General features: G+C 62.4%; 10 protein-coding genes. 5 read left to right on the top strand and 5 right to left on the bottom strand.

Annotated features, from left to right (window positions below):
- Positions 1 to 371: 371 nt before the first annotated feature.
- The 3 genes from BJD99_RS12315 to BJD99_RS12325 all read left to right on the top strand — a co-directional run bounded on the left by BJD99_RS12315 (position 372) and on the right by BJD99_RS12325 (position 3,569).
- Positions 372 to 1,760, top strand: coding sequence for an MFS transporter (locus BJD99_RS12315; RefSeq protein ID WP_084347237.1), 1,389 nt, complete (start codon positions 372 to 374; stop codon positions 1,758 to 1,760).
- Positions 1,761 to 1,914: 154 nt separating this feature from the next.
- Entirely contained in the window at positions 1,915 to 2,679 is a 765-nt protein-coding gene (locus BJD99_RS12320) for an SDR family NAD(P)-dependent oxidoreductase (RefSeq protein ID WP_084347141.1), read from the top strand.
- Positions 2,676 to 3,569: an SDR family oxidoreductase gene (locus tag BJD99_RS12325; protein ID WP_084347142.1), complete on the top strand. Its 894-nt coding sequence runs from the start codon at positions 2,676 to 2,678 to the stop codon at positions 3,567 to 3,569. Before BJD99_RS12320 ends, BJD99_RS12325 begins: the two co-directional genes overlap by 4 nt.
- A gap of 20 nt (positions 3,570 to 3,589) precedes the next feature.
- On the opposite strand, the gene BJD99_RS12330 is transcribed toward BJD99_RS12325, so the two are convergent.
- The 4 genes from BJD99_RS12330 to BJD99_RS12345 all read right to left on the bottom strand — a co-directional run bounded on the left by BJD99_RS12330 (position 3,590) and on the right by BJD99_RS12345 (position 7,734).
- On the bottom strand, positions 3,590 to 4,552 hold the full coding sequence (locus tag BJD99_RS12330) for an alpha/beta hydrolase (RefSeq protein ID WP_143542136.1): 963 nt from the start codon (positions 4,550 to 4,552) through the stop codon (positions 3,590 to 3,592).
- A gap of 50 nt (positions 4,553 to 4,602) precedes the next feature.
- Complete coding sequence (locus BJD99_RS12335; RefSeq protein ID WP_084347143.1) at positions 4,603 to 5,226, bottom strand: TetR/AcrR family transcriptional regulator; 624 nt, start codon at positions 5,224 to 5,226, stop codon at positions 4,603 to 4,605.
- The gene (locus tag BJD99_RS12340) at positions 5,223 to 6,551 is read right to left on the bottom strand and encodes an NAD(P)/FAD-dependent oxidoreductase (protein ID WP_084347144.1); all 1,329 of its coding nucleotides are present in this window, start codon (positions 6,549 to 6,551) and stop codon (positions 5,223 to 5,225) included. The genes BJD99_RS12335 and BJD99_RS12340 overlap by 4 nt, the downstream gene beginning before the upstream one ends.
- 61 nt (positions 6,552 to 6,612) lie before the next feature.
- A complete protein-coding gene (locus BJD99_RS12345) occupies positions 6,613 to 7,734 on the bottom strand; it encodes a phosphotransferase family protein (RefSeq protein WP_084347145.1) in 1,122 nt (373 codons plus the stop codon).
- Between the two features lie 316 nt (positions 7,735 to 8,050).
- Between BJD99_RS12345 and BJD99_RS12350 the strand changes: the two genes are divergently transcribed.
- Positions 8,051 to 9,100 carry a TIGR03857 family LLM class F420-dependent oxidoreductase gene (locus tag BJD99_RS12350; protein ID WP_084347239.1) on the top strand — a complete coding sequence of 350 codons (1,050 nt, stop codon included), beginning with the start codon at positions 8,051 to 8,053 and terminating at the stop codon, positions 9,098 to 9,100.
- 88 nt (positions 9,101 to 9,188) lie between these two features.
- Here the strand turns inward: BJD99_RS12350 and BJD99_RS12355 are convergent, their stop codons facing one another.
- A complete protein-coding gene (locus BJD99_RS12355) occupies positions 9,189 to 10,961 on the bottom strand; it encodes a DUF4012 domain-containing protein (RefSeq protein ID WP_084347146.1) in 1,773 nt (590 codons plus the stop codon).
- Positions 10,962 to 11,330: 369 nt separating this feature from the next.
- On the opposite strand from BJD99_RS12355, the gene BJD99_RS12360 reads away from it, so the two are divergent.
- Positions 11,331 to 11,828, top strand: a complete 498-nt coding sequence (locus BJD99_RS12360) for a sugar transferase (RefSeq protein ID WP_256895641.1) — start codon at positions 11,331 to 11,333, stop codon at positions 11,826 to 11,828.
- Positions 11,829 to 11,932 lie beyond the last annotated feature (104 nt).

Consider the following 11,932-nt stretch of genomic DNA (forward strand, 5'->3'; position numbering starts at 1 on the left):
CAGAGTCCAAAGTGCCTTCAGTGAATCAAAGTAGCAAACGCTTGTTCTTCACCGACTACGATCGAGGATTTCTCACAGTCGGACTGGTGGATAGAATCGTTCCGGGTCTTTAACCTGGTTATATCTGCGAATTTCGACTACTCGCAGCCTTCTGTCCTCGACGAAGTGAGCGCTTGACGTGATCGCGGTCATATAGCTATCGTTCCCACCAAGCGAATGCTTGGTTTTATGTTCTGTCCAATACGCGCTGGCTACATGGACGCCACAAAGATCACTCCTCGATGTCGGCTACCGGCCGGTCAGAGGTTGCGATTCCGCGGCGTCCAGAGGCAAGTCTTGGCCCTATGGGCCTGCAAAAGGAGTGGATCCAGATGGATAGCAATGAGGTCGGCGGGCGCGTTCACGATCTTCCGGACGACACCTCGAAGGCGCAGCTACGCAAGGTCGCACTGTCGTCTCTGTTGGGCACCGCCCTCGAGTATTACGATTTCCTGCTGTACAGCACGATGGCAGCCCTTGTGTTCGGTGATGTGTTCTTTCCTGGGGAAAGCTCGGTGGTCTCCACCATTGCCGCTTTCGGCACACTGGCCGTGGGTTACGTTGCGCGTCCGCTGGGCGGAATCCTGTTCGGACACTTCGGTGATCGGTTCGGTCGCAAGCACATTCTCATCGTGACGATGGGGCTCATGGGCGTTGCGAGCTTCCTCATCGGACTGTTGCCCAGTTACGCCGCGATCGGCGTGACGGCTCCGATTCTGCTCGTCCTCCTGCGCATCTTGCAGGGTCTGGCAGTCGGAGGCGAATGGGGCGGTGCCGCACTGATGGTCGTCGAACATGCCGATGCAGAGAACCGCGGAAAGTGGGCCGGCATCATGAATTTGGGCTCACCGATCGGGTTCTTGATGTCGACGGTCGCCGTCGCGATCGTCTCGCTACTGCCCGACGAAAGCCTGCAATCGTGGGGTTGGCGAATCCCGTTCCTGCTCAGCGCACTGCTGGTCGTCGTGGGACTCTATGTCCGGACGCGGGTCACGGAAAGCCCAGTGTTCCAACAAGCAGCCGAACGCGCCGAAACCGAAAACGCCGTACGCACCCCACTGAGCCGACTGATCCGCAGTCCTCGCCCCGTAATACTGGCATGTGCCGCAGGTATTGCTCCCTTCGCACTCACCGCACTCATGACCTCACACATCATCGCGTATGCGACGGGCATCGGGTACGACAAGTCGAAAGTGATCCAGGTACTCATACTCCTGTCCGTGGTCGCGCTTGTCGCCATCCCGTTGGCATCCACGCTGTCGGACCGAATCGGCCGTCGTACGGTCGTGTTCATCGGCGCTACAGGCGCAATCATCTTCGCGTTCCCGCTCTACATGCTGATCAACACCGGTTCCATCGCACTGATGGCAGCAGGGCTGGTCTTCGCGCAAATCTTGCAGAACATGATGTTTGCGCCCCTCGTCCCGCTGCTGTCGGAGATGTTCGGTACCACCGTCCGCTACACGGGCGCTTCCCTCGGATACCAGGGCGCCAGCCTCATCGGTGCAGGCTTCACCCCACTGATCGCCAGCGTCCTGCTCGCCGGATTCGGCGGTTCCAGCGTCCCGTTGAGCCTGATCATCATCATCACCGCGGGCGTATCGATCGGGGCACTGGCCATGATCAAAGAGACTCGAGGGCGCGACCTCACCACGATCGACGTCGAATCCAGCCCTGCAACCCCGGTGTCGACTTCAGCGCGCAGTGACCTCACACGGTAGTGACACCGACGGATTGCGTTGGTCGGCAGCGGTAGAAACGCAGGCTTGACGAATCGCTTCGATAAGAACAGAGGTGTCGAGGGGGGTGACAGCGATCACTCCAGGAGCTAAGTTGACACACGTCAACAAGTTTCGACGCATGTCAGGAGTGCGCATGTCCCCCTCATCCGAGACCGCCGAGCCCGCTGTCGCCAAGACCACGGTGGTGATCGGTGCCGCCTCCGGTATCGGTGCCGCGATCACCGAGCATCTGCGTGCACAGGGCCATCACGTCATTGGCGCCGATCTGGTGAGCAGTGAGTCGATACTCCCGGTGGACGTCGCCGACGAGGCAACGGTGCAGGCACTATTCGAGAAAATCATCGTCGAACACGGCTCGTTCACCGGCCTGGTGAACTGTGCCGGCACGAGCACTCTTTCGCCCGTCGTCAACCACGATTCGGCCGAGTTTCGGCGCATTCTGGAGATCTCTTTGGTCGGCGCGTTCCATGTGCTCAAGCACGCCGGAAGCCGCGTCGCCGACGGTGGATCGTTGGTCACCCTGGCCTCGCTCAACGGGACCCAACCCGGATCGGGGCTGGCGGCCTACTGCACGGCCAAGGCCGGGCTCCTGATGCTCTCGAAGGTGACGGCTCTGGAGTTGGCTCCGCGGCAGATCCGGGTCAACACGGTCTCTCCCGGTCTCGTCGTCACGCCGTTGACCTCGCCGGCCATGGAGATCCCCGGTGTGCGTGAGGACTACGTCGAGAACACGCCGCTCGGACGCACCGGGACGGGACTGGAAATCGCGGCCGCCTGTGAGTACCTGCTGTCCGACGGTGCGGCGTGGACGACAGGTGAGGACATGCAGGTCAATGGCGGTGCACACTTGAAGCGCTACCCGGACCTACTGGGTCTGATCGAGAAGGCCTTCGGATGAACCGCACTGGGTCTGCGGGCGCGGACGGCGCCAATCCCTACCGGGGCCGCTTTGTCGGGCGCGCCGCGCTGGTGACCGGGGCAGGGTCCGGTATCGGGGCCGCGTTGGCCGCAGCGCTGGTCGAGGCCGGCGCGTATGTCGTCTGCACCGACCTCGACCAGGTGGCTGCGCGACGCACTGCTGCGGCACTGGGACCGCGGGCTCGTGCCGAGGCGCTCGACGTCACCGACCCCGAGCAGGTCCTGGCAGCCGTGGACCGGGTGGTCGCCGAGCACGGTCGGATCGACATGATCTTCAACAACGCCGGCATCAGCTTCGGCGGCGAGACCGAGCACCTGACCCTGGCCCAGTGGAATCAGATCATCGACGTGAACCTGCGTGGCGTGGTGCATGGCATCCATGCGGCCTACCCGAAGATGATCGCCCAGGGCAATGGTCACATCGTCAACACGGCCTCGGCTGGTGGCCTGATGGCAGCCGGTCTGATCACCAGCTACGTCGCCACGAAGCACGCAGTGGTCGGACTCTCGCTCGCGCTGCGCACCGAGGCGGCGGCCAAGGGCGTGGGTGTCACCGTTATCTGTCCGGGAGCAGTCGATACCCCGATCTTGGACAAGGGCTCGATCGACGACTTCGTGGGCCGGGACTACTACCTCAAGGGGCAGCGTATCGAGACCCCGCACTCACCGGCGAAGCTGGCCGATGAGGTGCTGGCGGCCGTCGCCGGGAACAAGGCGATCCTGGTCGCGCCGCGCTCGGCTCGCCTGGCATGGCGGTTCAACCGGCTCGCACCGGGACTGATGCAACGCTCGTCGATATTGTTCGTGGCTCGACAGCGCAAGTGGCAGGCTCAACGAGCCCGCAAGGCGGGGAAGGCTGCCGCTCGCTGACCTGACGCGGAAGTGACGCCTCAGTTCGCTCGAGGGGTCAGGTGACGCGTCACGAAGTGCACCGCATGTTCGACGGCAGGCCCGTGAAAAGGCTTGCCCGGGAACAGGTCGAAGTGGTCGCCCGGGTAGTGACGCACTTCGGCGCGGCCCGCGAAGGCTGCCAGTGCCGCCGCACGCGGGGGTGCTGACCGGTCGAAGTCGGCGATCTGAACCAGCAGCGGGACCTTGATCTTCGCAGCGGCCTGGGCGGGCGCTCTGGTGCCGAGTTCCAGGCCGACGTCGGCGCGTACTTCGTTGCGCCAGGACGGACCTGCGATCGAGTGGAAGTCCTCATAAGCACCGGACAAGGTGAGCGCACCGGGCTGCCCCGGCTTGCCGACGACCGGCAGCATCGTGGGCTTGCCGACGTTGGCCCGCACGCGCGCAGCAATTCCCGTCGCAGTGGCCTTGAGCAGGGTCAACGGGCCGTGCGCTGCAAGGGCGTGCCGCATGGCGGCCAGGCCGTCGACCATCGGCACCACCGCGATGACGGCCGCAATATCGTTGCGGTCAGCAGCCACCTGGAGTACGTGGCCGCCGGCCAGTGAGACGCCCCATAGGACGATCCGCTGCGGATCGACGCCGGGGAGCTGCGCGGCAGCGTCGACCGCCGCCTGCCAGTCCTCGACCTGACCTGCCAAGGACACGGTCTGTCGCTCGTCGCCGCCGCTGGTGCCGAAACCGCGGTAGTCGAAGGTGAAGGCGTCCAACCCCGCTGCGGCGAATGCCTCGGCGAAGCCGTCGAGGCCCGAGTCCCGGGTGCCACCCAAGCCATGGGCCAACACGACGACCGGGCGACCTGACGCCGTTGCCAACGCGTCACTGCGAGCCGAGAAGTGGGTGCCCTCGCACCGTGTACCCGCCACTGTGAAGCCGACGGTGCTCGATACCGTGCTGCTCGATGCTGTAGCAGGCAGGGTCATGGTGTTGTCGTTCTCATTCATACCTGGCTCCAAAGGTGTTGAACGGGAGTCGAATTACAGGGGATCGCGACTCAGGGAAGGGGTTGGGTGCCGTAGATGGAGCGCACCCAGATACTGGTGACCACCTCGACATGCAGGTCATGATCGGGGCACGAGCCCATCACTCGACGTTCCATATTGCGGTCGTTGACGTCCAGCAGAACCGCAGCCAACGCTCGTGCGTCGACTCCGTCCGTCGCCCGGCCGGCAGCGCGTTCGGCTTCGATCATGTCGGCTACGGCCTCTTCGAACGAGACCCGATCGGCCTCCCACATCGTGCGGATGGACGGGTTGGTGGCTCGGGCCTCCAGCACTGCACGGTAGAGATGCTCGTGCCGCTCGGTCACGGTGAACAGATGCGAGACGGCTTTACCGATGCGCTCGGTCGGGTCGCGAGAGACGTCGGTCAACCAGGCTCCGGCCTCGGCCGCTTCCTCGTAGATGACTTCCATCAGTGCGCCGACCGCCGCGGCCTTGTTCTCGAAATAGAAGTAGAACGCTGAGCGAGTGACTCCGGCCCGACGGGACAGGTCGGCAACGTTGATCGACTCGACACTGTCCACCTCCCGCAGTGAATCGTCGAGTGCCGCCAGCAGCGCACTTCGGCGCGCGTCTCCTTTCGACAGGCTCCTCTGAGCAGCGATCCGAGCGTTCATCGGCAAACCCGAGCCCGCCCGGTCGGCAGTTCCTTCGTTCGCAATTGGTGCTCGTAGACGAAGTAGTCCAATTGCTGAGTGTGACGCGCAGTCGGAAGCATGTGCCCCAGGTACAGAGCCTCGTCCTCTGCAATGACCCGCTTCATCTCCTCGACCGAAGGGAGCGCGTACTGGCCGACCAGGTATGCGCCGAGGATCCGGGTCTGGGCTTCCACGAACGGGAACAGGGTCGGGGTGGACTGGGCGAATCCGATGAACGCCAGGTCGTCGATGCCGGGGGAGAACATCCGCTTGTACAAGCTGATGTGATTTCCCTTGGCCGAGAAGAACTCCGGATCGAAGAACGGGAACGTGATGTTGTATCCGGTGGCGTAGATGATCACGTCGAAGTCGGCACTGGTGCCGTCCTCGAAATGCACGGTCTTGCCGTCCAGACGCTTCAGATTGCCCTTGGCGGTCAGATCGCCCGATCCCAGACGCAGCGGCAATTCCACCGACTGGGTGGGGTGTGCCTCCATGAATTTGTGGTTCGGCTCCGGCAACCCCATGTCCGAGGGATACCCGTTCTGCATGGGCGCCACCTTGGCGATGACCTTGCGTTGCCACTTCAGCGGGATGTGCGGCGAGGTCTTGAAACCCATGTCCGCGGGCTTTCCCCTGATGTATTTGGGCACGATCCACGCACTCGAGCGAGTCGAGATCACGACGTCGTTGTCGAGGGTGCGACTGGACAGTTCGACGGCGATGTCAGCCGCCGAATTACCGATACCGACCACCAGAATTCGCTTGCCGCGCAGGTGCAATGGCTGTTCTGGATCAATGTAGAGGTGCGAGTGGATGCTCTCCCCGGTGAACTCACCTTCGAACTCCGGCAACCGAGCGTCCCAGTGGTGACCGTTGCCGACCACCAGAAAGTCGAACTCACGAGTCGAACCATCTTGCAGGTCCAGTTCCCATCCGCCACCGGGCTTGCGACGCGCACTGCGAACGCCGTTGGAGAACTCGATGTTCTTCTTCAGGTCGAAGGCCTCGGCGTAATCCTCCAGATACTCCTTGACCAGTGTGTGGTGCGGGAAGTCCGGGTAGCTCTCGGGCATCGGGAAGTCCCGGAACGACAGTTGGTATTTGGAGGTGTCGATATGCAAAGACTTGTAGGCGCTCGACATGCCGTTCGGGTTTCCGAAGGCCCAGTTGCCACCGATGCGATCGGACATCTCGAAGCAGGTGTGCGGAACGCCGTAGTCGTCGAGCATCTTGCTGGCGGTGAGTCCGGAGATTCCTGCACCGATGATCGCAGTGGTGGGCTTATCGAACTTCGTGGTCATGATCGACTCGCTTACTTCAAGGGGGTGACAGCGGTCACTTTAGGTGCTAATTTGACGGACGTCAAGAATTTTGAGCCGACCCGGGTGTCCGGCCGGTCACGCTCTCCTCTGCTACCAACTTCAGAGTGTCGAGATCCCGGATTGCCTGGCAACCACGCTCGATCATGGACACGAACATGTCGTCACCGCGAGAGGAGTCGACTGCGAAAGCGCATCCGAGCGAGGGCATCAGCAATGCTTGAATCATTCCGAACCTGTAATCATGCCAGCAACTTTCGAGGTCGAACCCGTCGATCTCGTACCCGCTCAGCGCGGCGTGATAAGTATCCACGACGTTGCGCTCGATGGACCTGCGCAGCTCGGTTCGAACGCTGGTGCCCATGAAATAGGCGAGATCCCGAGCGGGTAGCCCGACACTCAGGGTCTGCCAATCCACGACCGAAATCTCATCGTTGTCGGGGTGAAAAAGTATGTTGTCGAGACGGTAGTCACCATGAAGCAAACTGAAGCGTCCGAAGTCCGCCAGCAGCCATGGGGTCACCAGGCTCATTGCTGCGGTGAGGGTTTCGACGTCCGCACTGCTGAGTCGTGCCGCCAGCTTCTCGGCGGTGAGGCCCGCACTCATGACACAGACGTCGCCCAATCCCTTTGCGCCCGCAGCGTCGAGCGATATCATGGCAAGCCCATCGAATGTAAGCCATTCCGGAGCATTCCACGTCGGGCCGTGCAGGCCGGCGATTGCAGCACCGGCAAGCTTCGCTTCCCGTTCGCTACAGCCCGCGATCTGATCCCCCTGCTCTTTGGGCGCTTGATCTGCCAGCAGGAGTGCATAGTTCAACGAATCTTCGGTAATTTCGCAATGAAACGACCGAGGCACGGGGATCTGCACTTGGTCGGCTACCGACGCATAGAAGGCGCACTCGCTTCGGTAGCCGAGAGCTACCCGTGCGCGACTCTCGTCGTCCTCGACGGGCAACTTGATGACGAACGTGGTCGGCAATCCGGCGGGGTTGGCCGAATAAGTTGCCGAGATTCGGTACGTAGCACCGGTCTGACCTGTGCCGATGGGATCGACGATGACATCGCTTACCTGTATTTCCTCCCCCTTTGGGGCGAGCACGCCGGTGAGCCAGGTGCTGGTTACCTCGTCTGGAAAACGGGGGATCGATACGGGTGTGCTCACTGTGGGTCCCTTCCACGGAACTGGCTCTAGGTGTCTACTGGGCGCACTGGCGTGAATCGCAACCGGCGCATGGGGTTTGGTGTGGCATTTGACGCTCGTCAATTAAGTTAGATGAGCATCGGCCAATAGGCAAGGGTGTCTTTGTTGCCCGACGGCGCACGTCCGGAAGAGCCGGACAGGAAGCACGGGGCCGGAAGGGTCTTGCGTACGAGACCCGGGGCAACTAGCTTAATTGACGACCGTCAAATCCATTGGTCGAGCGGCATGAATCCTGTGGATGGCCCGCGTCGCCTATTCCAGAATCGGAGAATCTCACATGGCGTCGAACGCACGAGTCCTGGACGAACTGGGCTACTACCTACTGGCGGGTGCCGGGAGCGACGGGCCCGCGACGCTGATGGACGAGGCCCGGCTCGGCGAGGACATGGGATTCGGGACCGCCTGGATCTCCGAACGCTGGAATGTGAAGGAAGCGTCGTCACTGTCCGGCGCTGCCTGCGCGGTCACCGATCGAATGCGCATCGGTACCGCAGCGACCAATCACAACACCCGGCACCCACTGATCACCGCATCGTGGGCGACGACTCTGCACCGACTCTCGGGTGGGAGGTTCACGCTCGGGATCGGGCGCGGCATCGCGGCAATGGGCAGTGCATTCGGGGTGCCGTCGGTGACCACGGCGATGATGGAGGACTGGGCCCAGATCACCCGACGGTTGTGGCATGGTGAAGTCATCGTCAATCATGATGGGCCGCTGGGAAAATGGCCGGTATTGTTTCTGGATTCAGATTTCGACGAGGACATTCGCTTGGCGATCGTCGCGTTCGGCCCCAACACTTTGAAATTGGGCGGCCGAGAATTCGACGACGTCATTCTGCACACGTACTTCACTCCCCAGACACTCCAACGTGCGGTGAAGACCGTGAAGACGGCGGCCGAGCAGGCCGGGCGAGACCCGGACAGCGTCAGAGTGTGGTCGTGCTTGGCGACGGTAGGCGATCACCTGCCCGAGGAATTACGCGTGAAGAAGACCGTAGCTCGGTTGGCGACGTATCTGCAGGGCTACGGCGACCTCCTGGTCAAGACGAACGATTGGGATCCTGCTGTGCTGCAGCGTTTTCGCGCAGACTCGGTGGTGACCTCGATCGCCGGGGGTATCGACAGCAAAGCCACGACAGATCAGCTGGAACACATCGCGACACTGTTGCCCGAGGAGTGGCTGGAACCATCGGCAACCGGGACGGCAGGACAGTGCGTCGACCGGATTCGCAAGGAGTTCGACTACGGCGCAGATGCGGTGATCCTGCATGGCGCAACGCCGCAGGAGCTGGCGCCGATCGTGGAGGTCTACCGCGAAACCTGCTGATGAACGAGCTATGCCGGCTCGATGGGGTGAACCATCGGCCGGCATAGCCCGCGCAATCTACAGCTCCGGGGCCGTCAGTGCTCCACTATCAGCATTGGGGAAGATCGATGCTGATAGTAGGAGTGTCCACCAACGGCTGGACCGGAACCGTAGCTTCACCGGAAACGGAAGGCTCCTCCAGTTCCCAAGTGACAGTTGAGGATTCACCGGGCGGAATCGTGACGTACGCAGCCTGGACGGGCCGACCCAGCTCGGTACCCTTCTGGACCGAGAAGGCGTTGACGCCGTCGACCTTCATGCCGGTGATCTTGGCGCCCTGCGTCCCGTACAGGTAGGCGATCGACTCGTTGGTGCCGTACGGGACACCGGGCTGGAACGTGCTGGCCACGTACTGGGTCAGTCCGTCCGAAACCACGGTGTTGGTCAGTGTCGCCGTGACCGTCGACTTCCGGGTCGGGCCGGTGCAGGATTCCGCGGTGTACGAGATATCGCGAGTGAGGTAGTAGTCGAGTTTGTTTCCGCCTGCGTTGTTGACGATCACGTTGGCATACGGGGCAGGATCGTCTGGGAGCGCATGGCCGACCTTCGTGCCCTCCAGGGTTTCCTGTTCGGCGGGATCTGCGCTCCACACCGAGATGCGTCCCTCACTGCCTGCCCGGCCGACCGCGTCGAGCAACTTGCGGGTCGGCGCGACACCGGTCGTCATCTTCGACACGACAGCCTGCGAGATTTCCTGCAGGTAGTTCTTGCGTGCCAGCTGATCTTCGCCGAAGCGAGCGTACGCAGTGGACAGCGTCACCTCGACGACGTTGTCACCGGAAATGACTTCACCGTCGGCGAGGGTGACCGGGCCGGTGGCGTCGAGAATGTAGCCCAGAGCAATCGGATCGGTAGCGATGGCGCCGTCGAGCTTCTCCCCGGTCTGCTCGGCCCACATCGAAGACCAGATCTGGCCGGCGTACGGAAAGTGCGGGCTCGCATTGGAATTGCGGAAGTCGGTCGTGGTGTTACGCGGACCCCACAGTGCGTTGTACTCGGGGCCCAGATCGATCGGCTGCTCCGCGAACTCCAGCTCGCGGTTGCTGCCGAGGGTATCTACCCGGGCAGTTCCGTTGTCGGCGCGCACAATTCCGAATCCGCCGAGTAGACCACCCGTGCCGCGCGCCTCGGCGTTGGTCTGGAAGGCGAGAAAGTAGGAGCGGGGACCGTCGGCGCCCATCATCGAAGGAACGATGCGGCTCGCGGTGTAAGTATTGGTCAGCAAGCCAGACAGATCGTGGGTCTGATTCTCGAGCTGCACACGGGCGTCGTCGACGACTCCGAGATAGGCCGGCGCCTCGATCGCCTGAGCCTGCGCGTAGAGGTCCTGTGCCGCTGCAGAAGTCTCGGCGAGGATCGGCTCGGCTTCGGTAAGCGACTGCAAGTTCACTCGGCCGCCGCCCTCGATCACGTTGTCGGGGGAGATGCTCGCACTCGCCTGCGCAGCAGGCTCCAGAACATCGACGGCGAGGCCGCGGACGACATCGGTGATCTCGACGATCGTCTCGAGCGGACTGCCGAGCACTGGGATTGCTGCAGCGATCGTGAACGGCAGCGAAGACGCTGCGTTCTGCGCCTTGTCCGCGGACTCGCTCGCCTCGGCGGCAGCGGCCTGCGCCCCCGACACATCGCCGTCGAGCAGGGCGTTCTTCGCGGAGTTCGCGGCGTCCCGCGTCGTCTCCAAATTGGACTTCGCCGTCAAGGCCTCGTACGCCAGCCACGCCAGGAAGGCGAGAACGATGACCAGAACGATGCCGACACCCAACAGGACGGGGCGCTTGTTCTTGCGCGACGGCGGGCGGGTGTCGGTGCCAGAGGTCATGTCGACGGGGCTCCTGTTGCTAGGGATGGTTCGAGTGAAGGGCGCGGGTATTGCCGAAAAGAAGATATTCACGCCCGTGGGAAGACTAGTGCGTCGACGTCGGCAGCGGGCATCGAGGTGGTGTGGTAATTCGATTGAATGATTGTCGATGTCGGTAATTAATACGATCGTGTAAATCAACGACTTGTAGGCGCCGAGATCGTAACGTAATCGCAGTTACTCACGATAACAATCGGTCGGTCTCGGGGAGAAGTGTCTGGTTCGGAGAGGGGAGTCGGGAGAGTGATCCGCTGTAGTTCGGGAGGGTGCGGTTCGGACCCCTCGATACCACAACAGGGCGGATCGGCAGGGCCCTCGCGGCTCGATCCGGTGCAATCTGCGACCAAAGTCATATTCGACAGAGTGGTGGCCGCCACAATCCTGGTAGTGCTGGCGCCGGTATTCCTCGGATGCGTGATTTCGACCAGTGGCGCCGAAGGTGAGCCCACGTTCGCGTCCACGACGCGGATCGGTCGTCGAGGCGTCCGTTTTCAGCTCCTGAGCTTCAGAACACGCCCTGAGCAGCGCCTCGGCGTACTCCTGACGAAGCTGGGCATGGATCATCTGCCCGAGCTGATCAACGTTCTTCGGGGTGACATGAGCATGGTCGGGCCGCGACCCGCCGCGGATCGGCCCGGCATTCCCGATGTGGAAGTCCCCGTTGACTGCCGTCCAGGAATCACCGGGCTGTGGATGCTGGCGCCCCGCGCGGACATCTCCGGACCGGACGCGGAGATGCTCGATCGCGGCTATGTGGACTCGTGGTCACTCGCCCGCGACATCCGCATCCTGTACCGGACAGTCGCCGCAGTACGGTACCGCCCCTGAACGGCTGGAAATATTCAGGGAAATAACCAGAAACAAGCGGAATGGCGCTTTTCAATACACGTCACCTAGTTTTCACCGAAATGTACTGCGCCCGCAACGGTTAA

The sequence above is a fragment of the Rhodococcus sp. 1163 genome (assembly GCF_002091985.1).
Taxonomy (GTDB): domain Bacteria; phylum Actinomycetota; class Actinomycetes; order Mycobacteriales; family Mycobacteriaceae; genus Rhodococcoides.